General features: G+C 44.3%; 28 protein-coding genes. 16 read left to right on the forward strand and 12 right to left on the reverse strand.

The genetic code is table 11. The features are described from left to right. Window positions 1-12: 12 nt before the first annotated feature. Window positions 13-984 carry a helix-turn-helix domain-containing protein gene (locus QQL66_RS04255; protein ID WP_284379151.1) on the reverse strand — a complete coding sequence of 324 codons (972 nt, stop codon included), beginning with the start codon at window positions 982-984 and terminating at the stop codon, window positions 13-15. 394 nt (window positions 985-1,378) lie between these two features. On the opposite strand from QQL66_RS04255, the gene QQL66_RS04260 reads away from it, so the two are divergent. The 8 genes from QQL66_RS04260 (at window position 1,379) to QQL66_RS04295 (ending at window position 7,667) form a co-directional block, all read left to right on the forward strand. Further along, window positions 1,379-2,839: an ethanolamine ammonia-lyase subunit EutB gene (locus QQL66_RS04260; protein ID WP_284379153.1), complete on the forward strand. Its 1,461-nt coding sequence runs from the start codon at window positions 1,379-1,381 to the stop codon at window positions 2,837-2,839. Window positions 2,840-2,841: 2 nt separating this feature from the next. Beyond that, window positions 2,842-3,855, forward strand: coding sequence for an ethanolamine ammonia-lyase subunit EutC (gene eutC / locus QQL66_RS04265; protein WP_284379156.1), 1,014 nt, complete (start codon window positions 2,842-2,844; stop codon window positions 3,853-3,855). An 89-nt stretch (window positions 3,856-3,944) separates the two neighbouring features. After that, window positions 3,945-5,330, forward strand: a complete 1,386-nt coding sequence (locus tag QQL66_RS04270) for an ammonium transporter (RefSeq protein ID WP_284379160.1) — start codon at window positions 3,945-3,947, stop codon at window positions 5,328-5,330. A gap of 2 nt (window positions 5,331-5,332) precedes the next feature. Continuing rightward, on the forward strand, window positions 5,333-5,497 hold the full coding sequence (locus QQL66_RS04275) for a hypothetical protein (protein ID WP_284379162.1): 165 nt from the start codon (window positions 5,333-5,335) through the stop codon (window positions 5,495-5,497). A 232-nt stretch (window positions 5,498-5,729) separates the two neighbouring features. Further along, on the forward strand, window positions 5,730-6,344 hold the full coding sequence (locus QQL66_RS04280; protein WP_284379164.1) for a dual OB domain-containing protein: 615 nt from the start codon (window positions 5,730-5,732) through the stop codon (window positions 6,342-6,344). 8 nt (window positions 6,345-6,352) lie between these two features. Then, window positions 6,353-6,793 (forward strand): DUF488 domain-containing protein, encoded by a 441-nt coding sequence (locus QQL66_RS04285; RefSeq protein WP_284379166.1) that lies wholly within the window; start codon window positions 6,353-6,355, stop codon window positions 6,791-6,793. Then, on the forward strand, window positions 6,793-7,398 hold the full coding sequence (locus QQL66_RS04290) for a DUF4326 domain-containing protein (protein WP_431356883.1): 606 nt from the start codon (window positions 6,793-6,795) through the stop codon (window positions 7,396-7,398). The genes QQL66_RS04285 and QQL66_RS04290 overlap by 1 nt, the downstream gene beginning before the upstream one ends. A 122-nt stretch (window positions 7,399-7,520) precedes the next feature. Continuing rightward, entirely contained in the window at window positions 7,521-7,667 is a 147-nt protein-coding gene (locus QQL66_RS04295; protein ID WP_284379378.1) for a hypothetical protein, read from the forward strand. Window positions 7,668-7,683: 16 nt separating this feature from the next. Here the strand turns inward: QQL66_RS04295 and QQL66_RS04300 are convergent, their stop codons facing one another. After that, window positions 7,684-8,292, reverse strand: a complete 609-nt coding sequence (locus QQL66_RS04300; RefSeq protein WP_284379169.1) for a hypothetical protein — start codon at window positions 8,290-8,292, stop codon at window positions 7,684-7,686. Window positions 8,293-8,599: 307 nt separating this feature from the next. Between QQL66_RS04300 and QQL66_RS04305 the strand changes: the two genes are divergently transcribed. The 4 genes from QQL66_RS04305 to QQL66_RS04320 all read left to right on the forward strand — a co-directional run bounded on the left by QQL66_RS04305 (window position 8,600) and on the right by QQL66_RS04320 (window position 13,703). Next, the gene (locus QQL66_RS04305) at window positions 8,600-9,571 is read left to right on the forward strand and encodes a transposase (RefSeq protein ID WP_284379171.1); all 972 of its coding nucleotides are present in this window, start codon (window positions 8,600-8,602) and stop codon (window positions 9,569-9,571) included. A gap of 501 nt (window positions 9,572-10,072) precedes the next feature. Beyond that, window positions 10,073-11,080, forward strand: a complete 1,008-nt coding sequence (locus QQL66_RS04310) for an esterase/lipase family protein (protein WP_284379173.1) — start codon at window positions 10,073-10,075, stop codon at window positions 11,078-11,080. A gap of 90 nt (window positions 11,081-11,170) precedes the next feature. Further along, window positions 11,171-12,247 (forward strand): lipase secretion chaperone, encoded by a 1,077-nt coding sequence (locus QQL66_RS04315; RefSeq protein WP_284379175.1) that lies wholly within the window; start codon window positions 11,171-11,173, stop codon window positions 12,245-12,247. Window positions 12,248-12,992: 745 nt separating this feature from the next. Next, window positions 12,993-13,703, forward strand: coding sequence for a substrate-binding periplasmic protein (locus tag QQL66_RS04320; RefSeq protein ID WP_284379179.1), 711 nt, complete (start codon window positions 12,993-12,995; stop codon window positions 13,701-13,703). 36 nt (window positions 13,704-13,739) lie between these two features. Here QQL66_RS04320 and QQL66_RS04325 read toward each other — a convergent pair whose 3' ends face one another. The 5 genes from QQL66_RS04325 to QQL66_RS04345 all read right to left on the reverse strand — a co-directional run bounded on the left by QQL66_RS04325 (window position 13,740) and on the right by QQL66_RS04345 (window position 18,411). After that, window positions 13,740-14,255 carry a hypothetical protein gene (locus QQL66_RS04325; protein ID WP_284379182.1) on the reverse strand — a complete coding sequence of 172 codons (516 nt, stop codon included), beginning with the start codon at window positions 14,253-14,255 and terminating at the stop codon, window positions 13,740-13,742. A gap of 55 nt (window positions 14,256-14,310) precedes the next feature. After that, window positions 14,311-14,676, reverse strand: a complete 366-nt coding sequence (locus QQL66_RS04330) for a hypothetical protein (RefSeq protein WP_284379184.1) — start codon at window positions 14,674-14,676, stop codon at window positions 14,311-14,313. A gap of 283 nt (window positions 14,677-14,959) precedes the next feature. Next, window positions 14,960-15,637: a hypothetical protein gene (locus tag QQL66_RS04335; protein ID WP_284379187.1), complete on the reverse strand. Its 678-nt coding sequence runs from the start codon at window positions 15,635-15,637 to the stop codon at window positions 14,960-14,962. A 63-nt stretch (window positions 15,638-15,700) separates the two neighbouring features. Further along, window positions 15,701-17,098 carry a DUF3336 domain-containing protein gene (locus QQL66_RS04340; RefSeq protein WP_284379190.1) on the reverse strand — a complete coding sequence of 466 codons (1,398 nt, stop codon included), beginning with the start codon at window positions 17,096-17,098 and terminating at the stop codon, window positions 15,701-15,703. Window positions 17,099-17,379: 281 nt separating this feature from the next. Next, window positions 17,380-18,411, reverse strand: a complete 1,032-nt coding sequence (locus QQL66_RS04345) for an acetoacetate decarboxylase family protein (RefSeq protein WP_284379193.1) — start codon at window positions 18,409-18,411, stop codon at window positions 17,380-17,382. Window positions 18,412-18,703: 292 nt separating this feature from the next. Between QQL66_RS04345 and QQL66_RS04350 the strand changes: the two genes are divergently transcribed. Beyond that, window positions 18,704-19,636 (forward strand): NAD-dependent epimerase/dehydratase family protein, encoded by a 933-nt coding sequence (locus QQL66_RS04350; RefSeq protein ID WP_284379196.1) that lies wholly within the window; start codon window positions 18,704-18,706, stop codon window positions 19,634-19,636. 45 nt (window positions 19,637-19,681) lie between these two features. Here the strand turns inward: QQL66_RS04350 and QQL66_RS04355 are convergent, their stop codons facing one another. The 3 genes from QQL66_RS04355 to QQL66_RS04365 form a co-directional block, all read right to left on the reverse strand. Beyond that, window positions 19,682-20,086 carry a MerR family transcriptional regulator gene (locus tag QQL66_RS04355; RefSeq protein ID WP_284379199.1) on the reverse strand — a complete coding sequence of 135 codons (405 nt, stop codon included), beginning with the start codon at window positions 20,084-20,086 and terminating at the stop codon, window positions 19,682-19,684. Between the two features lie 202 nt (window positions 20,087-20,288). Further along, window positions 20,289-20,441 carry a hypothetical protein gene (locus QQL66_RS04360; protein WP_284379202.1) on the reverse strand — a complete coding sequence of 51 codons (153 nt, stop codon included), beginning with the start codon at window positions 20,439-20,441 and terminating at the stop codon, window positions 20,289-20,291. 154 nt (window positions 20,442-20,595) lie between these two features. Continuing rightward, entirely contained in the window at window positions 20,596-20,886 is a 291-nt protein-coding gene (locus QQL66_RS04365) for a hypothetical protein (RefSeq protein WP_284379207.1), read from the reverse strand. A gap of 473 nt (window positions 20,887-21,359) precedes the next feature. Here QQL66_RS04365 and QQL66_RS04370 point away from each other — a divergent pair, with 473 nt between their 5' ends. Then, complete coding sequence (locus tag QQL66_RS04370) at window positions 21,360-22,394, forward strand: alpha/beta hydrolase (protein ID WP_284379210.1); 1,035 nt, start codon at window positions 21,360-21,362, stop codon at window positions 22,392-22,394. Between the two features lie 72 nt (window positions 22,395-22,466). Here QQL66_RS04370 and QQL66_RS04375 read toward each other — a convergent pair whose 3' ends face one another. Both QQL66_RS04375 and QQL66_RS04380 read right to left on the reverse strand, forming a co-directional pair. Further along, window positions 22,467-23,366 (reverse strand): hypothetical protein, encoded by a 900-nt coding sequence (locus QQL66_RS04375; RefSeq protein WP_284379212.1) that lies wholly within the window; start codon window positions 23,364-23,366, stop codon window positions 22,467-22,469. Between the two features lie 315 nt (window positions 23,367-23,681). Continuing rightward, complete coding sequence (locus tag QQL66_RS04380) at window positions 23,682-24,755, reverse strand: alkene reductase (protein ID WP_284379213.1); 1,074 nt, start codon at window positions 24,753-24,755, stop codon at window positions 23,682-23,684. 70 nt (window positions 24,756-24,825) lie between these two features. On the opposite strand from QQL66_RS04380, the gene QQL66_RS04385 reads away from it, so the two are divergent. Beyond that, window positions 24,826-25,800: a LysR family transcriptional regulator gene (locus tag QQL66_RS04385; RefSeq protein ID WP_284379215.1), complete on the forward strand. Its 975-nt coding sequence runs from the start codon at window positions 24,826-24,828 to the stop codon at window positions 25,798-25,800. Window positions 25,801-26,038: 238 nt separating this feature from the next. Further along, on the forward strand, window positions 26,039-26,329 hold the full coding sequence (locus tag QQL66_RS04390; protein WP_284379217.1) for an antibiotic biosynthesis monooxygenase family protein: 291 nt from the start codon (window positions 26,039-26,041) through the stop codon (window positions 26,327-26,329). Window positions 26,330-26,436: the final 107 nt, after the last annotated feature.

Genomic DNA, 26,436 nt, shown 5'->3' on the forward strand with positions numbered 1-26,436 from the left:
AATCTGCTGAAGCTAACGTTGAAGCGTCTCCGAAGGGCGTTCCCCAAATAATTGCTTGTAGTCCTTGGCGAACTGGCTCAAATGCCAGAAGCCCCATTGGCTGGCAATATCAGAGATGGATTCCCGATCAGCTACTGGCTTGAACTGATTTTGATGCAGGGCACGACGCACGCCATTCAAACGACTCGCTCGAATAAACTGCACAGGGCTGATTCCCAACACAGAGGTAAAGGAGTATTGGAGGGTTCGGCGGCTGACGTTGGCGAACTCGCACAGCTCGGTCACGGTTACTGGGCTGTCTGGGTGAGATTCCACAAAGGCTTTCACTTTATCAACCACGGCTTTACGGCGCTGAAAGCTCGGCAGCACGGGCGTTTCATGGCTTTCCTGTTTCAGTACTTCAAGCACTGACATCATCACCATGTCATTCAGTACTTTGCTGGGTGTGGCGTTGTGATCTTCATTCAGCATCCGATTCAGAACATAGCGGATGTGGTAAAGGGTTTTTCTTGGTACGGCCAATCGTCCGTGTTGCACCAAGTCTAACCAGTTCAATTCTAGCCCCTGAATGTCTGCCACCGCCTGCAATGCTTGTTGAGTAATCACTATGCCAAAGATGTTGAAATCTTCTGGCGTGATCAGCTCAAACTCTGTATCACCCGGACGACACATTACATGTTCGTCTTTGATCTCAAGGCCATTAATCCGGCTGACCTTATGACCGTTTTCTGGCAATCCCAACCAAATGGAATCCGACCAAACATTGCAGGTTTGTCTGAGTGCATGGCTGGTGTGCTCTTTAAAAACTTGCAGTTGTGGTAAGGCCAGTTCAGCGATGCTTCCGTAAAAGCCACCGCCACTGACTTGGTCGTACTGCTGTTGCCAATTAGTCAGGTTTTGGGCGTGTTCGTCTGCATCGTAGGCTTCCGTAAGTATGGGGTGGGTGCTCTTATTTGGTGCAAATGCCTCGTGTGCTGGCTTCATTCGGTGGCTCCATAGTCACATACGTGATGACAAATCTTGGCAAATATCTTGACTAAATGGTTGTTCAATAAAGAGTTTTTAGATTTGCCAAAATTCGTTAACTCAAAAAATCGGTTGTTGTTACCTTGGTAAAGAGCAAAAGCTATTCCGAAGTTTGATTTTTTGGACGTCCGATGACAGAGGTTGCCCATTCCTCTAAGCGTTGGGTGAAGTGAGGTCAGGCACTCACCATGAAAACTTCACTCAGCGTTCATCGGAAGGTTCAAATGCAGGTTACATAAAACACAGCAAGGTGAGATTCATACGCTGTAATAAAAGTATGTCATCTCGCGTTTTATGGTGGTTTTGGAAACGAACCAATCAAGGAATAGAAAGTAGGTTACGAGGTAAGGGTATGAGTCAGTATCGGTTTACTCTGGGCAGTCAGACGGTTCACTTTAAGAACCTGGCAGAGTTAATGGCCAAAGCGACACAGGCACGTTCGGGAGATCGTCTTGCAGGTGTTGCCGCAGAGTCGGCGGAAGAACGTGTTATGGCACAAATGGCGTTGGCAGACGTGCCATTGAAAACTTTCTTAAATGAAGCCTTGGTGCCGTACGAAGAGGACGAAGTAACTCGTTTGATTCTGGATGATCACGATAAAACAGCCTTTGGCACAATTTCGCATCTCACCGTTGGCGATTTTCGAAATTGGCTGTTGAGTGATGAGGCCACGCCAGAGGTGCTTGCCAGTGTCCGTAATGCCATCACCCCAGAAATGGCGGCGGCGGTGAGCAAGCTCATGCGTAATCAGGATTTAATCATGGTGGCGCAGAAGTGTCGGGTGGTGACCGCATTTAGAAATACGATAGGACTGGAAGGGCGTTTTTCTACGCGGTTGCAACCGAACCACCCAACCGACGATGTTACTGGCATTGCGGCGAGCATGTTGGATGGCTTGCTCTATGGCAACGGTGATGCGGTGATTGGCATTAATCCGGCCACCGATAATGTGGCGCAAGCCATCAAGCTGATGAATCTGATGGATGAGGTGATCCAGAAATACCAGATTCCTACGCAATCCTGTGTTCTAACCCATGTAACCAATACGATGGAAGCCATAGAGCAGGGCGCGCCGGTCGACTTGGTGTTTCAGTCCATCGGTGGCACCGAAGCGACCAATAGCAGCTTTGGCTTTAACCTCAATACCTTACAAGAAGCGCACGATGCTGCGCTGTCACTGAATCGGGGTACGGTTGGTGTTGGCTCTGATAGCACTTGCTCTGGAAGCAACGGTGCTATTGGAAAGAACGTCATGTACTTCGAAACCGGGCAAGGAAGCTCGCTCTCCGCAAATGCGCATCACGGGTTGGATCAACAGACCTGCGAAGCGCGCGCCTACGCGGTGGCCAGAAAATTTGAGCCTTTACTGGTCAATACCGTGGTGGGCTTCATTGGTCCCGAGTACTTGTTCGACGGAAAAGAGATCATTCGAGCCGGTCTTGAAGATCACTTCTGCGGCAAGTTACTCGGTGTGCCGATGGGGTGCGATGTGTGTTACACCAACCACGCCCAAGCGGATCAAAACGACATGGACAACCTGCTGACCTTATTGGGCGTTGCAGGTTGCACCTTCATCATGGGTATTCCCGGTTCTGACGACATCATGCTCAACTACCAAACCACCTCGTTTCACGATGCTTTATACGCACGTCGGGTGCTGAACCTCAAACCTGCGCCGGAATTCGAACGTTGGTTAGAAGAGATGCAGATCTTCTCTGATGTTGACCGTTGCCGTCTGAACGACGAATTGCCTTCAGCCTTTGCCAAGCCCTTGCTGAATGTCGCGTCTAACAACAAGGCATCGGGAGAATGAGCATGAAAAACGTCATTGATCACCCGGCTAAAAATACCGGCGAGAACGCTTCAGAAAAAAACAGTGTCATTGAAAACCCGTGGCGCAAATTACGGGACTTTACCGACGCGCGCATTGGCTTAGGTCGATCCGGTGTCAGCATTCCCACCAAGCACTTATTGGAATTTCAGTTAGCGCACGCGCAAGCTCAGGATGCAGTGCATTTGCCTCTGGATACAGATGACCTCACTCAATCATTGTGCGCCAGTGGTGTACTTCAAAGCCCGGAGCAGGCCGTGTTGTTGCACAGCCAGGCGGAGGATCGTTCTGTTTATTTGCAGCGCCCGGATTTAGGCCGTCGGTTGGATGATCACTCGATTTCGGTTTTAAAGGAACATTCCACCTCGGTTTTAAACAAACATTCCATTTCGGTTTTAAGCAAACATGGCTCTCAATTTTCAACGGCTTCGACTCAGGAAGCCTACGATTTGGCGGTGGTTGTGGTGGATGGCCTGTCTTCATTAGCCATTCAACAGAACACCGCCCCGTTTTTAACCGAACTCTATGCGGCATTGGAGGCGGATACGCAGCCCTGGAATCTCGCACCGATCACCATCGTTCAACAAGGTCGGGTGGCCGTGGGCGATGAAGTAGGGGCGTTACTCCATGCTCGATGCGTCTTGCTCTTGGTGGGTGAACGCCCAGGGCTTAGCTCACCCGACAGTTTGGGCTTATACCTGACCTGGGCACCCAAAGTAGGGTTGACCGATGCTGCCCGCAACTGCATTTCAAACGTGCGTAAAGCCGGGCTGGATTACCCAGATGCCGTTCGAAAAGCCATGTATTTATTGAAGGAATCCCGTCAGTTGAAACTGTCCGGGGTGAAATTAAAAGACCGCTCGGAAGAGGGCGATCTGATCTTGGATTCTCAATCAACACAGATAACTCAATCAGAACACTCAGAACACTCAGAACAGACAGGCTTGGAAAGCGGCACTAAGACCGCCAACGAAAAGAACTTCCTAGTCAGTGATTAAGCACTGGCGATGACGGATGACCTTTATCGTTACGAGCAATAGAAAAAAACAACTATTTCACATAAAAACTAGCACGAGGAAACTAGCTTATGGCTACAGAAACTCCAACCCTGGAGTCGTTACAGGCTGCGTTGCAAATGCAGCAGGCGACCTTCGAAATGCACCAGGCAATGAATGTCGAGGTGTTCTACTGGTGGTGTACCGCCATCATGATGATGATCCACGCAGGCTTCCTAGCCTATGAAATGGGCGCATCCCGAAGTAAAAACGCGCTGGCCGCAGGGATTAAAAACATCCTGGCGTTGGCGGTGATTATCCCGACTTTCTATTTGTTCGGCTGGTGGATTTACAACGCCTTCCCGAATGGCTTTGTACCTGTTGATGCCGCAGCGGCCTTGCCTTGGTCGCAAAGCATGGGCCCAGATGTTCAAGACATGGGCACGGGTATTTTCTGGGCTGCGTTTGCGCTGTTTGGTGCCACCACTGGGTCGATTCTGTCTGGTGCGGTGATCGAGCGTATCCGAGTCAGCGCCTTCCTGATTTTGACCGTCTTCTTAGGCAGTGCGATCTGGATTTTGGCCGGTGCCTGGGGCTGGCACCCGGACGGTTGGTTGCTGACTGATCTTGGTTACCATGACGTAGGTGCATCGGGTGTGGTTCACGCAGTCGCAGGCTTCTTCACCTTGGGTGTGCTGATCAACCTGGGCGCGCGTAAAGGTAAATTCATCAATGGCGTGGCACAAACCATCGCACCACACAGCTTACCTATGACGCTGATTGGTTTGATGATGATCATCTTTGGTTTCTTCGGCTTCCTTGGCGGCTGCATCATCTTTAATGGTGGTGAAACCGGTTGGACAACCATCTACAACACACCAACGAACTTATCTGCCTTCGCATTCAACACCCTAATGGGCTTTGCCGGTGGCGTGATTGGCTGCTACATAGCGACCCGTGACCCGTTCTGGACAATGTCTGGCGGTCTGGTTGGCATCATCTCTGTGGCGGCTGGTCTGGATCTGTACAGCCCAAGCTTGGCCTTTATCATCGCAGTTGTGATGGGTGTGGCAGCGGTTCAATTTGCGAAATTCCTGGAAAAAATGGGCATCGACGATGCAGTCGGCGCAGTAGCGGTTCACGGCTTTACCGGTGTAGTTGCAGTAGCGCTAGTGGGCGTATTCGCAGGCGGCACACCAAACGTAAACGGCGCACCTGATATTACCTTCATGGGTCAGGCAACGGCGGCGGTGATTATGGCGCTACTTGGCTTCATCCCTGGCTACGGCATCTCCTTCGCACTGAAAAAACTGAACATGCTACGTGTACCGGAAGCGTGTGAAGACATCGGTATCGATGAAGTTGAAATCCTGGCTAAGCCATACCCGGAAGCAAACGTACCTGCAACAGCAGACAGCGACGTACCAAACAAACTGGCTGGTCAATCACACGACGGCCTATCACCACAAGGAGCTTAATCATGGGTACATCAATTTCAACGTGGGAAAACGTCTCCGCTTACTTCACTTTTGCTGACAACCCAGCGGCGCTTGTGCTGTTTGCCCTTGGCACAGCAGGCATCGTAGTGGGCTTGATTAGCTACATTGTTAAGCATGAGAACGAGGCATTTGAAAAGCATAAGTAAGTTTGGATGCTTTTGATGTTGATATGACGGCGCCCTCGGGCGCCGTTTTTTGTGGGCACTAATTACCTGTTATTCAAGGTAATTGACTATCTAAGTTATTTGGGTTGGAATGGATCGATTTAAAACCAACCTTTTGGGATGGTAGAGGGGCGGATTAGTTCTGTGTTTGAATTATGGAGTTTTTTCGTCGGTTAACTGTTAAGCGCCACTAATCACGAAACAAGGATGTACTATGACTCAAGCAGAAATTATTGTACTCGCAAACTCTGTTAAACATGGGCAGCATTGCGTTGCTGGAAAGTGCACAAACACAGGTAGTTGGATTCGCCCGGTTTCTAATGCAAATGGAGCCGAATTAAGCCATGAACAAGCTAAATATCAAAACCCCTATGGCACTTTTGGTGTTAGGCCTCTTCAAAAGATTAGAATGGGTTTTTCGCAGCATGTTCCTCTTTCACATCAACCAGAAAATTATCTGATCGATGGTAACTTGTGGCGCCAAAACTATTCGATTGGCGAAGCTGAGTTAGCGGCTCATCTCGACACTCCTGACGATCTATGGGGCCATGATAATAGAGTGCAGCATAGTCTGATTACTATGGGTCTTTACAATATTGATCAATCCCTTTATCTCATACAGGTTGATAATCTCAATTTGTACACTAATGGTGATGGGAAAAGGCGAGCTTCATTTGACTACAATGGGAGTAGCTACGATTTAGCTGTTACCGATCCAAGATTTGACGATATTGTGCGGGAGCAGCGTGAATTAAACGGTATTCTTTGTATTAGCTTAGGTGAAGAATATCAAGGATATTGCTACAAGCTAGTAGCCACAATTTTTTAAGGTCTTACATGGATATCTATACGATCGGTTTTACAAAAAAAAATGCTGAAACATTTTTTAATTTTTTAAAGTTATCGAATGTTAAAACACTAATCGATGTTCGTTTAAATAACGTGTCTCAACTGGCTGGTTTTGCTAAAAGGGATGACTTGAAATTCTTTTTAAATGAACTTTGCGGTGCAGATTACGTGCACTCACCTGAACTAGCCCCAACTAAACATATATTAAATGCCTACAAGAAAGGTGATATGTCTTGGGAAGTGTACACGGATAAATTTATGAACTTGATGGGGCAGAGAAATATAGAGCGGTCTATAAAGCCAGCCTTGCTTGATCATGGTTGTTTGTTATGTAGTGAACATGAACCACACCTCTGCCATAGAAGGCTTGTAGTGGAATACCTTAATCAACATTCAGACTTAGATTTAAAAGTTAAGCATTTATTCTAATGGCTACCGTACTAGTTCTTTATCCGAAGCTCTTTAACTGCTATTCGAAATTCTCGAGAAAAATTATGAAAATAACCTCGAGTCTTGGCGCTGTCACATTGGTGTACCCATCTGATCCAAACGGTTTGATTGCAAGGCTCTGTGATGAATCATCTGAATACATAACAAATAAGGAGTTCGCTGGCTGGACTACCAAAGATATAACTCATGCCATTGTTTTTGATGATGGTGAGGAGTTCATGGAAGAAACGGCGCAGCTAAAAGAAAGTGGGAAGCCATTAAGGGTTATTGGGATTTCAATAACTCGGGTTATAAATATTAAAACCGAAACGGAATACCAATCAGATAAAAGTACACCGAGTTACGAGTATATCGGAAGGGGATCCTATTGGGGAAACCCTTACTCTATGTATGAGGAAGGCGATGATCGTGATGAAGTTATTCGAAAATACAAGTATGACTTTGATTTCGAAAAATTCCCAAATAAGGAAAAGTCTGAAGTATTCAAGTTAGCAGGAAAGCGTTTGGGCTGCTTTTGTAAGCCACAAGCCTGTCATGGTGACGTCCTTGCCGATTTTCTAAATTCGTGGGACGACGGAAAGTGAGTGGATTTTACGCAAAACCTCGTACGCAAAACCTCGGACATCCAATGTAAGAAGATTGGCCGATAGTGTTTTTAACTGTATTTATATACAGTTTCATGTCTTCACTATCTAAGGCCAATCTCATGCCTAAGCCACGCAAAGCGCAAATATCGCTAGATGCCACGCCTTTCTATCATTGTGTCTCATGCTGTGTTCGACGAGCCTTTCTTTGCGGTCTGGATGACTTAACAGGCAAGAGTTACGAGCCTCGCCGAGGCGGTAATTTTTAAAGTGACGAGCCTTTGATTAGTCGTATTGTTTTGGATTTGGCAGCTTATATGTTTTAACAGTACAGCTATCCATGAACTTATTAAAGTTGTTTTGCAGTTCGTCCTTCATGCTGTGTCCCCCTTCTTCATCTAAAAGGGCTCCAACAACAGAAATAAAATATATGTTTCTTTCATCTGACGAGATCCAAAGCATATATTTACTTACTGTATCTGGCCTATCATCGTATATCGTAGATATTAAGTATTCTTTACCTTCTAAACCAAAGTGCGATTCTTCTGTAGCACTCTCCAACTTGGTTTTAACAAATAGAAGCTCTTCTAGAGTTTTAAACCTGAAGTTTCTGTAAACCGTATCGATAACCTGCTTTTTTTCATAAGAATCATTACTGCCATTCCATAGACTAGATGCTGAGTCTAGAGGTATTTGATAGGTTTTAATATTCCAAAGAATAGCTTGATCCTGAAAATTAACTTCTGCTTTTTTAAAAGAGGTTGGTGTGTAAGCTAAAGATGATTGCTTATAACCTTCAAAACTAGAAAGGTCACATTCAAGCTCTGAGCTAAGAGCTGCATTTGCACTTAAAAGTACAAATGCAGAAATGAAGCAATTAAGTAGTTTATTCATTATTCTCTTTTAGATTTAATTTTTTTTTCAAACTTTCAACTTTATACATTAAAAAGTTTCCTTGCACCCAAGTGATCAAAAATACTGTGTAAAAGATGTAATCTTTCATTGTGTCACTTGCCGACTGCAGAAAACCTCGGACATCCACCCTAAGAAGATTGGCCGATAGTACTCGATGCTGTATTTATATACAGTTTGTTCATCTTCACGGAAAACCTCGGACATCCAACGTAAGAAGATTGGCCGATAGTATCTTAAACTGTATTTATATACAGTTTGTTCGTCTTCACTATCCAAGGCCAATCTCATGCCTAAGCCACGCAAAGCCCAAATATCGCTAGATGCCACGCCTTACTATCATTGTGTTTCACGCTGCGTTCGACGAGCCTTTCTTTGCGGCCTGGATGACTTAACTGGCAAGAGTTACGAGCATCGCCGAGGCTGGCTAGAGAACAAGTTACTCTCACTTCCAGCCATCTTTGCCATTGATATTGCCGCCTACGCCATCATGTCTAACCATTATCACGTGGTGTTGTATGTGGATGCAGAGCAGGCTAAGAACTGGACGGATTATGAGGTGGCAGAGCGGTGGCATAAGTTGTTTCGTGGCTCGCTTGTTTCTACGAAATTTCTAAAGCATCAGGAATTAACTGAGGGCGAAAAGATCACGCTGGGTCTCCAAATCACTAAGTGGCGTGAACGCTTGCAAGATATCAGCTGGTTCATGCGGGTGTTGAACGAAGCCATTGCCAGAGAAGCGAATAGGGAAGATCAATGCAGTGGCCGATTCTGGGAAGGTCGCTTCAAATCCCAAGCATTACTCGATGAAAAAGCACTCTTGGCTTGCATGGCGTATGTGGATCTCAACCCTGTGCGAGCTAAGATAGCTAGAACGCCGGAGCATTCCGATCATACTTCTATTAAGAAACGCTACCAAACAGCAGTCAAAACCCAAGAACCAAACCCGTCTAAAAATCAGGTGAAAGAATTGCTGCCGTTTACGGGTTATCCAAATAACGAGCAAAAGAAAGGTCTGCCTGTTCCGCTAACGGATTATCTTGCACTGGTTGATTGGACTGGTCGAATTGTGAGGGAGGATAAATGCGGGGCTTTATCAAATACACTGCCACCAATACTCGATCGACTCAGTCTTGATCAACAAGAATGGCTGAGACTATCTCAGAGCTTTGAAACGTCGTACAAAACCTTTGCTGGCGACTCTGACAGGATAAAGTTGGTCGGTCAGCTGCTTGGATATCAACGCGTCAGAACGACCTGATTTAATAAACTCAAAAACTTATCTACTCGGCGATGATTGAGGTTTTGTTGTGTCTGTGATCTGCGTTTTGACGAGAGTTTCTGGTTATTAGCAGTCTGTATTGATATTTGTTGCAAAGGTCTGTGAGTTCTTACGTGATGGTCTGGGTATTTTCTTAAAGTGGCTGTCTTTGATTGACTCCTGTTTCCTACCCATTTAGGTGGGGTCAGCAGATGACCCTTTTGTCGATTGTCTTTATTTGTTCCTGTGTGGCCTGATGTGTCAGTGTTAATGGCTTTCAACGTCACTAATCTAATTAACTCTGGATTGAATAAACCTTAAACAGCGTTCTGTGTAACTCGGCACTTGGTGTAAAAACAATAATAAATGCACTAGGTCAGGTAGGTGGTTGTTTTAATTGATGTTTTATAACTTCTGTTGTTGTTATTTCAAGATTAGAACCTGCCATTTTGAGGAAATTACCTCATCACTAGCAATATCCTTATTTAAGGTAAACAATTTATGAAAACAAAAATAAAAAAACTCATGGTGTCTCTTTCTTTGGTGGGCGCAGCTTTTGGCTCAACAGTAACCAGTACGACAGCGATGGCTGATTCTTCCGGAGCAGTTAAGTATCCTATTGTGCTCGTTCATGGTCTTTCAGGCTTTGATTCTGTTCTAGGGGACTACTTTTATGGCGTCAAAGGTGAATTGAGTGGTGTGGGGGCAACACAGGTTTACACACCTCAGATTACGGGCTGGGACAGTGATGAAGCGAGAGGTGAAGAACTTTTAGCGTACATTCAAGACGTTTTGGCGGCGACAGGTGCCGAAAAAGTGAACCTTATGGGCCATTCGCAAGGTGGGACAACTTCACGATACGTTGCTGCGGTAAGACCTGATTTGGTCGCGTCGGTGACGTCTATTGGCAGCCCTCATTATGGAAGTAAAGTAGGGAATCTGTTTAATGAGACTGTTCTGGAAGGCCCTGCGATAGCCATAGGAAACGCCATCGGCAGCATGATTGCGTTAGTGTCTGGTGATCCGAGTCAAGAGTCTAATGCTATTGGTGCAATCAAAGCTTTGAATGAAGAGGGCGCGTCAGAGTATACCGCCAAATACCCACAAGGTGTCCGTTCTGGTTCATGTAAGGATACGCCATCTTATAATGCTGGCTCATGGTGGTGGCCAAACTGGGTTAAAGATTACTCTGTGAATGACGGTCAACATCAGGTTAATGGGGTTCGTTATTATTCTTGGAGTGGTACTTACAATGCGATTGTGGATTCGAATGTACTGGACCCGTTAGACGGTGTGTTGGCACTGGCCAATGCATTACACAGTGGTCAAGCGAACGATGGTTTGGTTGAACGTTGTTCATCGCACATGGGGGATGTAATTCGTGACGATTACACTTTGAACCATGGTGACGAAATTAACGGTTTCTTTGGATTGGGTGGCCTTTGGTCATCAGCGCCGTTACCAATTTATTCTTCTCAGGCTCGTCGACTAAAGTCTGCCGGACTTTAATGGCTCGACAGTTTTATTGGGGTAGACAAATTGAGGCACATACTTGTGCCTCACTTTGTCTGAATTTATAAGCCTATTAAGGTGTAACTTATGAATCGTTTTTATCAGGTTATTTCTTCTGCGCTTATTCTGTGCTTTTTTGTGTTGGCCGGTGTCGTTTTCTTATTGGGCGAAGATGACTCATTACCTTACAACGTATCCGAGGTAGAAGATGTAAGCAACGAAGAGCCAAAATTAAAGAGAGTAATCAAAGAGCAAACGGTTGATCCTGCATTTATAAGTGCATTAGTGGATGGTAGCCAGCAGAGCGAAAAGCCTGATGTTGCATTTTATGAAAACTTACCAGGTTCACTTATAGGTGCGCCAAAACCAGCCGCATTGGAGGAAGATCAAGATGGTAACCTGGTCGTTGATCAGAGAGTAAAGCGTGTCATTGAGTTTTATTTAATGGCTATGGGTGAAGAACCTATCGAGAATATCATTGCTCGTATTGAATATGAGTTTAAATCCCAGCTGGGCGACACGGCTTACCATCAAGGAATGGCTTTATTAGAAAACTATCTTCAATACAGAAACAATATAGGTGTAATTAAGAATCAATACGCCGATCGAGTGGCTGTATCCGGTTCGACTGATATGTCGTTAATCAAAGAAATTAAACAAGCTGTTCGGGATTCAAGATCGGACTATTTTTCTGAAGAGGTCATTGCTGCATTTTATTCTAAAGAGGACCAGTACGACGATTATATGATCAGTAAAGTCGAGATACTTCAAGATAGCTCGCTGTCTGAAGAGATGAAATCTCAACAGCTGGAGATGCTGAATCAAAATACATCTTTTGAAGTAGTTCAATCGTACAGTGAAGCCAATCAGTTGTCAGAGGTTCGTACCAAAATTAAAGCTATGCGAGCCGAAGGTTTGAGTGAAGACGATGTGAACTTATATCGGGAGCAGCAACTGGGACAGGAAGTGGCTGAACGGTTAAAAGCGCTCGATGAAGAAAGAAAAGTATGGCAAACACGCCTGGATGACTACCGATTAGAGTTGAAACATCTGCAAGCGGGGTCGTATTCGGATGTAGAAAAATCGCGATTGATCGAAGAATTAAGAGCTCAGCACTTTGATGAGCGTGAAATATTGAGGGTTCGTGTTTTGGATGGGGTTTAGCAAAGCAGTTATGAAAAAAACCTCGGACATCCATCCTAAGAAGATCGGCCGATAGTATTTGTAACTAACCAAGGCCAATCTCATGCCCAAACCACGTAAAGCTTAAATCTCATTAGAATCAACGGGGTCAGAGTAGATAGAAACTGATTTGGCTTTCCTTTCAATTATTTACTGGCTTATTTTGACACTATAAATGTGCATATAGGTTGCTATTGTTCTTAAGGGATATATCGTGAAATCAACAAAGCATAACAACGTGGCGTTGTTCGGTTTTTTCTTGCTTTTAATTTGGTCCTTATGTGTTGTTACCGCAGTAATGTACGCCTCTTATGTAAAGTATTTTGGTAATTTTTCAGCGTTGATAGTTGCATCTGGATATTTTAGAAACGTAGTTTTTTGGGGGGTGTTCGTATCTTTTATTTCAGTGGTATTGAGTATCTTTGCATTTTTCTATGAGCCTAAAAAGGATGCGATACAACTGTTCGTCGTAGCGATCTTGGTTTTTTTGTATACATTCCTTTATACAGCAGCCAATGTGTTGTCATAGAATTTTTAAATCAATGGGTTAGAAGTCTGGTTGGCCCAAACCCTCATAATCCCCGCACACTAAAAAAGCCACTCTTGCCATCTCAGCTATAGTTACTTTGTTCTGCTTTCAGAGTGAATTGTTCAAAGCTTCAACTAGTCAAAAGAGCAGGTGAGGAAGATGATTCGTAAATCGAGAGCATGGTGTTTGGCATGCCTAATGTTGGTTTTTGCTGCGCCAGCGATATCGGTAGAGAAAAATGTGGTGCTAGGGTCATCTGAGTACCCACCGTTTTTTAGTGAACACCTTCCGAGTGGCGGAGTAACAACTGAAATTGTCGTGGAGGCTTTTAAAAAGGTTGGGTATACAACCACCGTGACATTTATGCCGTTCGCGAGGACTCTTAAGGAAGGGCAGTTGGGTAGTATTGATGGCATTATCGCTCTTTGGCATACGCAGCAGCGTGAACAATTGTTTGTTTTTTCTGATCCCCTTCCTCCAAATCTGATTGGGCTTTATAAGAAGAAAAACAAACATATCCGCTTTAAAACGCTTTCTGATTTGACTCCTTACACCATTGGCACTGTGAGAGGTTACTCCAATCCTCCTGGCTTTAAAGAAGCAAACCTACAGATTGAGGCAGCGGGGGTAGATGATCAAAATTTACTGAAGTTAGATGCTGAGCGCTTTGATTTGGCTCTCATCGACAAGTGGGTAGCCCAATACTTGATTCGCAGTAAGTTTCCGCACCTAGAGCGAACGTTGGAATGGTTGGAGCCGCCTTTAGAAACTAAATACCAATACCTAGTCTTTTCAAAACGCTCCAAAGGCCATGAACAACGTCTAGTTGACTTTAATGCTGGGCTTAGAGAACTGAAGGCGTCAGGCGAATATCAGTCAATTCTGATAAAGCATGGATTCGAGGATTGATTGTTCATATGTTCTCCGAGTAGGGGCAGAGCATAACTATCCATCGGACGGCGGCAACCAACTATATGTCATCACATGCTTAAACAATGCAGATTGGAAGCCGTCGGAGACGGAGATGTCTGTCAAACTAACGATGTGTTCTTCATCGCTGTATTCGTCAGGAATAGATAACAAGAAGCTTTGGTTCTCAAGCACAGGGCTGTTTTGAAGTGCTTGATCAATGTACTGGTTAAATTCTTCATAATTTCTAAACAGTGAGATCAACCAAGCTGCTGTGTTCTTACGGCTTTCTCTGTCATTCAACCCTTTTTCGCTCAAAAAGGTGATATCGATTCCAAGCTCGCAAACTGAGTTATACCGGACAAGCAGTAAGTCGCCGTTATCAAACCTGACAAGGTGCTCGGCTTTTTCGTGATCAAAATTTTCATACGAAGCTGCTTTCCCGCTGAGGTTTAGTGGCTGGATGTTCATAGGGCAATCAGGCTGTGTTTCGGAGCTAGCCGCCACACTGATATAGAGTGTTAATGACATCAGTAAGGCTATTTTCTTCATAATCTATGTATTCCTATTTACTGGCGTAGTTGTCTTATTTTAAACAGAGGCTTGTTCAGACAATAACGTATAGCTTTGTTCCAATGAGAAAAACCAAACCCAGCTGAACAATCAAGAAACAAGTATTCAATAAGAGTATTTGGCGAATTTGGAGCGGGGAGAATTCTTTAAGAATGATAGCTGTGAGTATTACTGAGTAAACCAAAGCCGTGGCTCCATGAAGTAATACGTTCAGTATATAAGAGCCCAGCAGTGGTTGGCTTGGGTAATAGACTTCAGTGACGGCTTCAAAAAAGAGTCGGGCATTCATGCTAAATAACAACAGAATGCCAAAAACGATGTTGAGGGTGCAGAGAAGTAAGTTGATGGTTTTTAAGGTCGCGCTAATTATTTGCGTGCCAAGCTGATAGTTTGTATTCATTCCCGGATTCAAAGTGAATACATGCAGTCTTTCAAGTATTGGCTGTTGGAAGTGTGAAGCAAATAATATGAAAAATGAGATTTGCAGGAAGCGTTCTGAAATACTCAGTCATTTTTCTGGTGGAGTAATTCGTTATTAGAGTCTGATCTGACAGAGGGCTTCTAAAAAGTCGATAACTGTCAGATCACGACTGAACTACTACAAGTTAATCACGCAACGTTGTTGAAAACTAATGTTCTCGCTGAAGCTGTCAGCCCTTAGTGTGTTATTAGCTCGCCTTCTATCAACAGGCGTTCCTCTGAATAGGCACTCTGATACTTTCCAAATACTTAAGTTCATTGGTGATGATGGCTCTGTTTAAGGCTGAAACATCGGTAATGTTTTCGACCAGTGCAAGATAATCAGAAATAAAGCGATGGAAGTAGCCTAAGCCAAGGGTCTTAAAGACGAGACGGCTTTTTTTGAGAAACTTAATCTTACTTTGGTCATTCAACAACTGAATGATGTATTGAGATAACTCATCGAATAACTTAAGTATTTCTCCATGCTTTTCAATGTAGTCGGCAGGCATATTTATAGGCTTATAACGTTCTGGTGAAGAGCCTTCTTGTACTGTTAATGTCATTTCTTGAGCAATGGATACATTGAGTTCGGATATCAATACATGAAGTTCTAAGGGAATCAGAATTGGGGTTTTATCAGTGAGCGTTTTTTCAACCAACTCTATTTTCTTACTGGTTTTGAGTACGGCGTTAGAATCCAGTCCCTGATTAACAATCTCTGAGTAAAAGGCCAACAGCTGCTGTTCTTGAGGATCTTTGGTTAAGGGGAAGTGCCTATTATAAAAACTGGATTTCTGATGGTCTTCGATGGCATTTATGAGATTTGTTCCGTGTTTTTGTGCAACAGCTTCGTTAACGGAAGTTAGGCGAGAGAATAGCTCGGAAAGTCTTTTTTTCATGATACCACTGAATTACTACAATAAAATTGTGTAGGATTGTACTACAATTTAATATTCCGTAAATTAGTCTTTCTTCATCTCCTGAATACAAGCCCTAAGCGTATTACTAATCCGCGTTTGGTTTCTGATCATTTGTAGGTGGGGCCATGTGGCTTGTTCGCCTTTCAAAATAAGGAATTTCAGTTCTTCCTCATTCGGGTTAATCATAAACTTCTTATACCAGCCAATGGGGAATTCAGGGTGGATTGTGATATCGCCCAAGTAATCTTGATCCAGTAAGAGTTCGGCATAGCTGAGGCTTGCGTTGAACGGTTGTCTGGTGATTCGGCGCTGGGCGAGCTTGATCATGGCATTGCCTTGGCTTACCAAAGATGAGATGGCCGCATCTTTTATAAGGGCTGATATTCCTGGCTTTTGTCGTTGAGTTACGAAAGGCAAAATGTGGGGGTTGGCCTGACTCACGATAAAGTAATTAACGTTGAATAAACGGCTGATTCGTTGCCTTGGGATATCGGATGCAATGGCTCCGTCACACCACGTTTCTGAAGGGAGGTAATCCTGTTCTGCTTCATTAGTACCTGATCTTTTGGCTTTAAGTGACGCAGGAGGGAAAAGCCCCGGAACGGAACACGATGCCTTCGAAGCCGTAGTAATCAACACATCAGGTGCCGTCAGATGATTCAATATTCTTGGTTTCTGACCCGGTCGAGTAGGGGAGACGGTGATGCTAACGCTTCGCCCTGTTTTCTGATACGCCTCGGCAAAGGTGTAGGGTTTTATATTGCTTTCAATACATGACTTTAATTGTGTTTCATCCATCCACGAGCCTTGTTTGATTTTTTGCTTCAAAGGCAGAGGCTTCAATGGTTGGTAGTGGGCTTTCTCAGGGGTATTAAATAACTCGGCCAGTTCTTCATCGGTGTGCGTTGCGATAATACCTGCCGCAATTGAGCCCATACTCGTTCCCGAAACAATGTCTGGCAGTAGGTGTTGATCAAATAACGATTTAACCACGCCAATGTGAGCAATCCCGAATGTGCCGCCACCGCTTAACATCAGAGCCGGGCGACCAAAATTCTTTTCTACCTGACTAAAGCGCTCCAGCTTGGCTTCCTGTGTCATGTTTGGCAGAGCCGTTTTGGCAAGAAGCTGGATACCTTCGGTGACTGTGTCGAGATAGGCTTCCACTTCGCTGTTACAGAGTTGATGAAGTCTGGCGTTATTCAGTTCCCCAACCATTTGATGCAAGGATTCATCCAGAAAACTACTGAGATCTACTAACCGCGAGTGGTGGATTAAGCTTTTCATACGTTCAGTATGATTGGTTAAGAAAGACCGGGAAGACTCGAAGCTATCATCACTTGTGACGCTATCCGATTGCTTGGCTGATTCATGCAGTGATAGCCATTCTTTATAGGTTTGCACATTAGATAATTGCTTATTTGATAGGGAAACTTTCATCTATTTTCCTGGCTGCAATCGGGCGTATTTCTAGTAGGTGATAGTTATAGCACGTTTGTAGCGGAAAATCGGTTATAGCCGGATATACGTGGTACAAAGACTATTTAGGCTCGTTATTTTGGGCAAGGTCAGGACGAATTTATAATGGAAGCGCTGGCTTGACTTAGGCCCGTTAGGCATAGGGTAATCCAGCCACTTCTTATCCAAAAGTAAGTGGCTCATTAAGGCTGCTCATCAAAGTGGCTGGATCAGTTTTTAGTATGTATCGTATAGAAGCTTTGTTAGTTCTGCGTCAGCAACTCAGGTGCATACAGCGCACTTTGGAATTCAGGTACGTACTCGTATTTCACCATATCCCCCAGCTTTAACGACTTGATGTACTGAGACAGTTCTCCATCGTTCAATTTCAGATTCACTGAGTCGTTGTCTGAGTTGGAGCCATAGCTTAGTTGTCTTGATACCGCATAGCCTGTGGTGAGCTGGCCTTTCGCATTTATGTTTGTGAAGCTGTTGGTTACCAATGCTGCGTCCATAGATAGGTCTTCCAGCTTTTGCGCCTCAAAAGTGACGTCTACTTTACCTGTCTTACTGTCATAGATTTCATAGGTTACCGTTTGATCGTTCTCGCTTAGGTTGATTCTGGTGAGCCATTTCGGCAGGTTGTAGCCAACAATCCCACGGACTCTTGCAAGTTCCGTATCTACAGGAAGCTTAAGCACGTAACCCCAGAAGTCTTTTGACATTGACTGACCAACCAGTGTCAGCGGGCCTAGGTTGGAGCTACCTGGTTCGTTGGTAATGATCGACAAGGCAATTTCGTTATAACTGTCGTTATCGCAGTAGTGATAGGCGTAAGCAGTAAAGGCGACTAGCCCTCGACCTGGCCAGATTTGAAGGGGCTGAACTTGCTCTAGAACTTCCGAAGGCATCAATTCTCTGAGGCGATCAATATCCGCAGTAAACACCGCAGTTACTTTACTGTTTTTGTAATAGAAGTTGGGCGAGTAGGATTCAAAGCCGATGTCCACTTTGGTTTTTCTGAGTTGTTTGAACCAACTTAAATCTACATTGGGAGCTTCGGATTGAATCACGTGTAATGGTGGGTTTGAGCGGTATCTGTCGTACAAGCCACCTGCAACGACTGGCACTTGGTAGCCTGCAATATCAATGATTGAGCTGCTTGTAGTTACATTGTTATCTGTATTAACCGCTTGCGTGTTTTCTTCTGCATTGGTTGCTGTTCCAGCCCACGAAGAGAATATTATAGCGTTCAGTACGACACCGGTTATGAGTGAAATAAGTTTGATCTTCATCTTTGTATACCTCTGCATTAATGATGAATGTCACCGAGTAATCTCTGGTGTATGAGTCAGAGGCTAACCTTGAAGCAAACTTTAAGGTCAAGCATTTAGTACATAGTTTTTGAAAACTATCTAATCTTCAGAAAGAGATGATGAGAGGTATTGACCTTCAAGCTAACTTTAAACTTATGATGTGCTCCTAAGGTAATACGCGATCGGCTAACACAGTGGGTATTCGCATCGTTCATTAGCGTCGCAGAGACAGGCTCTTATTTAGACAAGCCTTTATTCGGAGAAATTAACCATGCAGACAATTTTGGGAGCAAACGGACAAATTGGCCGGGAGTTGGCCTTAAGCTTAAAACGAGATTTTACCAGTGATCTTCGATTGGTCAGCCGGAATCCGCAGAAAGTGAATGATACAGACGCCTTGGTTCGGGCAGATTTGATGGATAGGGATCAAACCATCCGAGCCGTAGAGGGTTCAGAGATCGTCTATTTGACTGCTGGGCTTCCGATGGACACCAAAATGTGGGTTGAGTGTTGGCCTACCATGATGCGTAACGTGATTGATGCCTGCCTGACTCATGGTGCGCGATTAGTGTATTTCGATAACACCTACATGTACCCACAGACGGATGCGCCTCAAACTGAAGACAGTCACTTTGAGCCGAACGGTGAGAAAGGGAAGGTGCGGGCGGAAATCGTTCAGGATCTGCTGATTAACATGTCTAAAGGAAAATTGGAGGCATTGGTGTGTCGCGCGCCGGAATTTTACGGCCCTGGCCAGACTCAGAGCATCACCAATACTACAGTTATTGAACCTCTGTTGTCTGGTAAAAAAGCCAAAGTGTTCTTGCGTGATGATACGTTGCGAACCTTAATTTATACGCCTGATGCCAGCCGCGCTATGGCGTTACTGGGGAACACGCCCGATGCCTACTCACAGACCTGGCATCTGCCATGCGATGATAATCGACTTACTTACAAAAAATTTGTTGAGTTGGCCGCACTGACCTTCGGTACAGAAGCTAACTACACAGTGCTAAAACAATGGCAGTTAAGTTTTGCGGGTCTATTTAATCAAACGTTAAGGGATGCCACTGAGCTGTTGCCGCGATATAAGACAGATAACATTTTTGTGTCGGATAAGTTTAAAACACGTTTCCCTGACTTTGAGGTGACAACATTTCAGGATGGACTGGTCGCCATTTTGAGAGAGCATGTTGGTAGTTAATGTGACTTAATTAAATACGATTATTGTGTGTTAGCCGAACTTAACTCACCCAATATTGAATTGAGACAGGACTCGTCGAGCGTTGTCGTCGCAGTCCATGTCTTCGGGTTTTGCTTCTACTTCTTTGAGCACTTCGAGTAGTTTAGATTTGTTCTCGGCCAGTTTTTTTTGAAGTAGCTCAATGTCTTCCAGTTTTTGGTGTAGCGCTTTTACGAGAAATTCATGATCCCATTGTGTTAAATCCGGTGGCAGCAGGGCACGAAGTTCATCCAACGTGAAACCTGCCTGTTGAGCAACGTCGATCAGGTTTAGCACAGTGATGGCTTCGGGTGGGTAGTCTCGATAACCGTTGGCTTGTCTCTTTACAACTTGTAGCAGCCCAATGCTTTCGTAGAAACGAATACGAGAGGATGCAAGTCCTGTGATTTTGGATAGCTCTCCGATTTTCATGTGCTCTAACTCCAATGACCTTAATTTAGTCTATGCCGCATACCACTTGTTCGCCATGCATGTGTTCGGGATGAAATGCTCAGCCTGTCATGTTCGGTATGAAATACTCGGAAGATAATAAGGTTAAAGGCCACTTTAAGGTCAAGCAGAAACGCCCAGGCATGTTTGCCTGGGTGTTTTAGTCGATCAGTCCACAAGAGGATTAATCTAATAGTTTTGGCGCATCACCGCTGAAGTCGATCCAAGGGTTATCACCAAGAGTTTCGGTACCTTTAACGCTTGGTTCTTCATAGCGCATGACGAAATGTTCAGGACCGTGGGCATAGGCAACGACCAATCCATAAGATGCATCCAAGAAGCCACCGTGAGAATGGGATACAACTGGAAGAGGCTATCAGAGAAATATATCGTTGCCAAAAAATAACCCCGCTCAATGAGCGGGGTTATTTCATGCTACGTGTTCAATACAACACCAACATCTACTTTCTGTTTCTAGCTAGGAAACAGAATTAGTTAGTAGAGGTAGTGATTGTAGTTGAATCAGAGTTTGATGCAGCAGCAACTGAAGCACCAACCGCAGCGGCAGCAGCACCTACAGCAGCAGCACCAGCACCAGCAGCACCAGCAGCAGCGCCTGCACCAGCAGCAGCGCCTGCACCACCAGCACCACCTGCAGCACCAGCACCTGCCCCAGCACTACTTGAAGCGCTAGCACCTGCACCTGCACTACCTGACTCAGCGAAAGACGCTGTTGAAAGGGCTAACATTGCTGCAAAGATTGAAAAAACTAACTTTTTCATTTTTTTTCCTTAAATCTAAAAGTTAATATTGGCCAATATTAAGGTTACTCTGTTCCTTAATACGCTAATAACAGCACAAGTTTTGTATCTTTTCCAATCAAAATTTCATATTTTTCAAAGATTTCGCCTTGCTTGAGTCAGATTGTGAGGCTCATTCCAGTTAGGTTTTCACTCGTTTTTAAGTCAGAAACATACTGATAGGTAGTTGTTTCCCTCTAAAATTATCCGCGATTCAACAGTGCGACAAGCTCTTGGGAAGGGTCAAGCCTATACAGGTCTTAATATTTCGTTTGAGTGCTTTGCAAACCAGTCCTCAAATCTGTTGTTAAATCTTATTGACCTACCCATATGGGTGGGGAACTTATTGTTGTGCCTTGGTTTAATCGCGCCGCCTTTGGATAGGTAAATTGGTAATACTGGGACAAAAAGGCTCTTAGAAGCTTGTCCTGTGATTAATAACTAAGGATTGAACAATGCGAATAGTAATAACCTTTATTAGCTTTTTAATGTTGTCTTGTTTCGCCCAGGCGGAATTGGTATCTCAGTCGGATTGGGAGGCGGATCGCCTTTATGGGTTTGATGACAAGACTCTGTACTTCCCAGATGATTACGATGGTGCCGTAACGGCGCACTTGGTTCGTAAATTGGCTCAAGGTAACTCTAATAAAGCGGTGTTGTATGTTCATGGTTTTGTTGATTACTTCTTTCAGGAAGAATTGGCTCAGAGATACAACGAGCAAGGCTATAACTTCTATGCTTTGGATTTGAGAAAGCATGGTCGTTCTTTAATGGATCATCAGCATCCGAATTTTATGTTTGATGTGTCAGAGTTTTACGAAGAGCTTGATGCCGCTGTTTCGATCATTCGAAATGACGAAGGTAACGATAAACTTCTGCTTAATGCTCATTCAACGGGTGGCCTGATTACTGCGCTTTATACTGTGGACCGTCAGAACAGTAAGCCTTTTGACGCCATTGTTTATAACGGGCCATTTTTCGATATCAACGATGCGTTCTTGAACATCAACTCCTACTACCTATTGCCTGAGGTATTGAAGTCGATTGCTTCAATCAACCCGTTTGGTGCAACAGGCATGACCATTCCTGTTCAGTATGGCGAGTCGCTTCATGTGTCTGAACGAGGCGAGTGGGATTACGATCTGAACCTGAAACCTATCTATAGTTTTCCGATTTATTGGGGATGGTTGAAAGGCGTGATTGATGCTCAGCAACGTCTTCAGAAAGGTTTGGATATTCAGGTGCCTGTTCTGGTGATGTATTCAACCAAGTCTTCCACGCCGTTCTTTAATTTCTGGCGCGATGAGTTTCAGGAAACGGATGTGATTCTGGATGTGAAAGACATCAACCGTATTTCAGATGTACTTGGTAATCACGTGACTGAAATTCGTGTGGAAGGTGGTGTTCATGACCTGACGCTATCTAAAGAAGCCGTGAGAAACCGTGTGTATGATGACATGTTGATTTGGTCAAATGCTTATGTGAACTGATCAGAGAGTTTCTAGCTGAGGTAACAAACGAGACTTTGGATATGTTCAACAAAGTCTCATTTTTTTATGTAACTAAAACAAAAAATTAAAATCGAATTCGGCGGTAATGTTAGTTAAATTTCCTTCTTTATCGTAGAACCAGAGATCAAATGTCCCTCCCATCTGTTTCTCATCTAACTGTGTGAACTCTAAAGTCTGTGGAGAAGTCACATTGGGATCCGAGGTCGATGCAGGAACCAGTATTGAGAGTTCAGCGTCTTCAATAAAAGGCCCGAATTGTTCTACGATTTCGTTGTCATCTGTTGAAATTACTACGACAACATTATCGCCTTCAGGCGTTAGTTTTGAAGCATCCACCTCATAGGTACCTGTTTCCATCTCCATAGGATATGCAATTGAAACGGTGTAGATGGATTCTTCGGTATCAACTCGGATCTCAAGAGTTCGGTAGACCTCATCATCCAATACGGTAAAATACGCCTGAATACAGGTAGTTTGTTGTTCTTCCAACTCTTTTAATCCAACAACTTCAAGCTTTAAGTCGCTACTATTAATTGCCAACTCATCAGAAATTTTGTCAAATCTGTCAGCGTCATCTAGAGAAAATAATGTTTGAGAGTCAAAAATTTTATAGTCGATGAACGAGATAGTCTCATCTGTGTCGGTTATTGGAATACCGCGAGATTTTAAGATCTTATCTTCACGGTCATAGGTCACAAAGGGCAGAAGAATATTACAGGTCATGACGTCGATAATGTTATCCGTCTGTAAGAAAACCATTCTTTCATAGCCTTTATGTCTGATCACTGTGTCAGCGTTTACAGAGAAAACAATATCTTGAGGGTGTTGCCAAGTGCCTGCTAAATCTAATTCATCAATAACAGATTCTTTATTGCTATCCCCGGAGTAACTACTACACCCATAGAGAAATATGAAAGTAAGGGCTGTAAGCAGTAATTTAATTGATTTCATTTGGCTGTCCTTTTGCTCTTTATTTTTTTTATATGGAGAGGGGCGGAGCAATTCTAATCAATTTTTCGGGATGGAGTAAACGTAAGTGTTAAGGAAGTGTGGTGTTTTTCACGCTATCACAAACGCATTTGGGCGAAATTATACTATTGCTCGTCTTGAGTTTCTGACGGGGTTGAGTTGTTACGCCATAACAGTCAACGTTTGTGTTGAAGCGGTGAAATGTCTAGATGATCTAAACAGAGCATTTCTTGCTAAGCATAAAACGAGACCCTGAATATGCTCAACAGGGTCTCGTTTCTTGGTTTTAGCGTATGACTAGTTCATTGTCGGATAGTCAATATAACCTTCCGCACCACCCATATAGAAGGTATTTGGGTCAGCCTGGTTAAGGTCGGCATTGGCAGCAAAGCGTTCAACCAAATCCGGGTTTGAGATGAAAGGTACACCAAAGGCGACGGCGTCTAGTTGATTGTCACCGATGGCAGCAGAGGCTTCTTCATGACTGTAGCCCATGTTTCCGACCAGATTTCCCTTGTACAGCTTGCGTGCTGGTGTTATTACATCGCCGGTTTGCTGGCCGTAGAAATCGGTACGCATTAGATCCCAGAAGGCTAGGTCGAACTGGTTTAAGTATTCCGCCAACCAAGTGGTTAAGGCAACAGGGTCACTGTCTTTCATGCTGTTGAAGCTGTTAAGCGGAGAAGTACGTAATCCCACTTTGCCTGAGCCCCATACATCGATCACGGCTTCCAGTACTTCAAACAGCAAGCGCGCACGATTCTCAATAGAACCACCGTATTGATCGTCGCGCTGATTCGTTCCATCACGAAGGAAGTTATCCAGGAGATAACCGTTCGCACCGTGAACTTCGACACCGTCAAAACCGGCTTCTTTGGCATTTATTGCGGCTTGTTTGAAGCCTGCTACGATGGTTGGAATTTCGCTGGTTTCTAATGCGCGAGGCACTGTGTATGCCTTTTTTCCGTTCGGGGTGTGAACTTCTGAATCAGTGATGGCAATGGGGCTTGCTGCAACTGGAGTGTTGCCTTCGTTAAGATCCGGGTGGCAAGCTCGACCTCCATGCCAGAGTTGAAGAACAATCTTACCGCCCTTGGCGTGTACAGCGTCAGTGACTTTTCGCCAGCCTTCAATTTGTTCTTGAGAGTAGACACCTGGTTCATTAACAAATGCAGAGTTTCCCTCCATCACCATCGTGGCTTCGGCAATGATCAGGCCTGCGCCTGCTCGTTGTGCGTAATACTCGGCCATCATGTCAGTTGGTACATGATCAACTGCACGTGCACGAGTTAATGGTGCCATCAAAGCTCGGTTCTTTAGCTTGATATCACCCAGTTGGATTTCAGAAAAAATGTTATGAACATCGGACATGGAAAGCTCCAGAAAATTAATGAGTAAACGCTTGAGTCATTGATGGGGGTAGAGTAAGGTCTGTCTTAATGTGAAACAATTGGGTAATTGGAAAGTGATTGTTCGTAATTTGGAAACTATTGATTTTAGAACCTTATCGGTATTTGTAACGACCTGTCAGCAAATGAACCTAACTCAGTGTGCTGAATTAATGGGCCTACCCAAATCAACGGTCAGTAAGGCAATTACTAAACTTGAGGATCATTTAGAAGTTAAATTACTGGAGCGATCAACCCGTAAAATCCAGATCACCGAAGCCGGGCAAATCGTTTTCAATCGGGCGGCTCAGCTGGTGAATGAGTTTAAGGCGCTGACTCAAGACGTTCAGGAAATGGAGCAGCAAGTGCAGGGGATGCTGCGGATTTCTGCTCCTCCAACGTTGGGCGGCTTTTTCACGAACTATGTCTTGTCGCCTTTTATGAAACAGTGGCCAAAGATCAAGGTATCTTTGGAGTTGTCTTATGACTTTGATGATTTGTTTTCCCAAGGTATTGATCTTGCCTTACGAGTGGGGCAAGTGGCTGATGATCGTTTGGTGGCTAAGGAAATTGGCTATTCAACTCGGGTTTTAGTTGCCAGCTCTGCGTATCTTGAAGCGCATGGTTATCCCTCTCTGCCCTCGGACCTAGTTCATCATAATTGCCTTCGATTCCAGGGAAATACCGAGAATACGCCTTGGACGTTAGTGTCTGAAGAAAAAACGGTATCTGTTGGTGTGAGTAGCAACTTTTCCTGTTCTAACATGCAGGGCTTAAAAAGTGCTGCGTTTGCTGGTTTGGGCATTGCACAAATTCCTGCGAATGAATTGGTGTGTGAATGGGGCGAAGGAAAGCTGGTACGGATTTTACCTGAGTGGCATGCGGTGCCTATGCCTATCTATCTGGTGTATCGCTCAGGCCTGAATAAACCCAAGCGTTTGGAAGCTATATTGGAACACATTCTGTCGATGAAAGAACAATTCCGGTTTGGGCCGGAGTTGTTGAATTCGCCAAAGTGTAAGTATTAATGAGTTCGTAGAAAGGTGAGATGAGTAGATCACTCTATCAAACCAAAGCTCCATACAACCCTGAAGATAAAGTCGGTGTGTAGTGTTTATGCCAAATTTCTCTAGGTGAATTGCTGTATGCATCAGGCTCATTTAACAGACATGCGGTCATGTCCTGACCCGTGGAATCTGCACGATGATCTAGACTTACTCGTGAGTAAGGTTCTTCGTTAAATTCACTAATGAGAGGAGTTTCATCATGTATGTTCGTGAATTTTCATTTCAGTCTACGCCTGATAAACGACCAGCCATCGAAGCGTTGGCTGATACTATGTTCAAGTTCACCAAAACATTAAATGGATTCATAAGCGCCCATTATTTAGTCTCGGAAGACGAGAAGCGGTATTTGTCCTTCACTATGTGGTCTACCAAGGATGATGCGGAGTCTGCTGGCGAAATTTTGGGAGAAAAGCTTGGTAATGCATTGGATGATATTGCAATTGCGCCACCTGAGATTCTGGTGTCCGAGGTTTATCATCCAAAAGCGTAGTTGAGTATACGCTATCCTATCAAGAAGTTTACCTAGAGGTGGGGCCATGGTCGGTCGGGTGAATCAGGGCCTTCGAAAACACAAAAAGAAGGGGATGTTACAAGAGA

The organism is Litoribrevibacter albus, from assembly GCF_030159995.1.
Classification (GTDB): domain Bacteria; phylum Pseudomonadota; class Gammaproteobacteria; order Pseudomonadales; family Litoribrevibacteraceae; genus Litoribrevibacter; species Litoribrevibacter albus.

Coding starts and splice junctions, on each gene's coding strand:
- QQL66_RS04310 (WP_284379173.1), top strand. CDS start 10,073: ATGAAAACAAAAATAAAAAAACTCATGGTGTCTCTTTCTTTGGTGGGC.
- QQL66_RS04335 (WP_284379187.1), bottom strand. CDS start 15,637: ATGAAAAAAAGACTTTCCGAGCTATTCTCTCGCCTAACTTCCGTTAAC.
- QQL66_RS04305 (WP_284379171.1), top strand. CDS start 8,600: ATGCCTAAGCCACGCAAAGCCCAAATATCGCTAGATGCCACGCCTTAC.
- QQL66_RS04345 (WP_284379193.1), bottom strand. CDS start 18,411: ATGAAGATCAAACTTATTTCACTCATAACCGGTGTCGTACTGAACGCT.
- QQL66_RS04350 (WP_284379196.1), top strand. CDS start 18,704: ATGCAGACAATTTTGGGAGCAAACGGACAAATTGGCCGGGAGTTGGCC.
- QQL66_RS04365 (WP_284379207.1), bottom strand. CDS start 20,886: ATGAAAAAGTTAGTTTTTTCAATCTTTGCAGCAATGTTAGCCCTTTCA.
- QQL66_RS04340 (WP_284379190.1), bottom strand. CDS start 17,098: ATGAAAGTTTCCCTATCAAATAAGCAATTATCTAATGTGCAAACCTAT.
- QQL66_RS04290 (WP_431356883.1), top strand. CDS start 6,793: ATGGCTACCGTACTAGTTCTTTATCCGAAGCTCTTTAACTGCTATTCG.
- QQL66_RS04295 (WP_284379378.1), top strand. CDS start 7,521: ATGCCTAAGCCACGCAAAGCGCAAATATCGCTAGATGCCACGCCTTTC.
- QQL66_RS04325 (WP_284379182.1), bottom strand. CDS start 14,255: ATGAAGAAAATAGCCTTACTGATGTCATTAACACTCTATATCAGTGTG.
- QQL66_RS04380 (WP_284379213.1), bottom strand. CDS start 24,755: ATGTCCGATGTTCATAACATTTTTTCTGAAATCCAACTGGGTGATATC.
- QQL66_RS04260 (WP_284379153.1), top strand. CDS start 1,379: ATGAGTCAGTATCGGTTTACTCTGGGCAGTCAGACGGTTCACTTTAAG.
- QQL66_RS04355 (WP_284379199.1), bottom strand. CDS start 20,086: ATGAAAATCGGAGAGCTATCCAAAATCACAGGACTTGCATCCTCTCGT.
- QQL66_RS04255 (WP_284379151.1), bottom strand. CDS start 984: ATGAAGCCAGCACACGAGGCATTTGCACCAAATAAGAGCACCCACCCC.
- QQL66_RS04270 (WP_284379160.1), top strand. CDS start 3,945: ATGGCTACAGAAACTCCAACCCTGGAGTCGTTACAGGCTGCGTTGCAA.
- QQL66_RS04275 (WP_284379162.1), top strand. CDS start 5,333: ATGGGTACATCAATTTCAACGTGGGAAAACGTCTCCGCTTACTTCACT.
- QQL66_RS04320 (WP_284379179.1), top strand. CDS start 12,993: ATGTTGGTTTTTGCTGCGCCAGCGATATCGGTAGAGAAAAATGTGGTG.
- QQL66_RS04390 (WP_284379217.1), top strand. CDS start 26,039: ATGTATGTTCGTGAATTTTCATTTCAGTCTACGCCTGATAAACGACCA.
- QQL66_RS04370 (WP_284379210.1), top strand. CDS start 21,360: ATGCGAATAGTAATAACCTTTATTAGCTTTTTAATGTTGTCTTGTTTC.
- QQL66_RS04280 (WP_284379164.1), top strand. CDS start 5,730: ATGACTCAAGCAGAAATTATTGTACTCGCAAACTCTGTTAAACATGGG.
- QQL66_RS04285 (WP_284379166.1), top strand. CDS start 6,353: ATGGATATCTATACGATCGGTTTTACAAAAAAAAATGCTGAAACATTT.
- QQL66_RS04300 (WP_284379169.1), bottom strand. CDS start 8,292: ATGAATAAACTACTTAATTGCTTCATTTCTGCATTTGTACTTTTAAGT.
- QQL66_RS04315 (WP_284379175.1), top strand. CDS start 11,171: ATGAATCGTTTTTATCAGGTTATTTCTTCTGCGCTTATTCTGTGCTTT.
- QQL66_RS04375 (WP_284379212.1), bottom strand. CDS start 23,366: ATGAAATCAATTAAATTACTGCTTACAGCCCTTACTTTCATATTTCTC.
- QQL66_RS04330 (WP_284379184.1), bottom strand. CDS start 14,676: ATGAATACAAACTATCAGCTTGGCACGCAAATAATTAGCGCGACCTTA.
- eutC (WP_284379156.1), top strand. CDS start 2,842: ATGAAAAACGTCATTGATCACCCGGCTAAAAATACCGGCGAGAACGCT.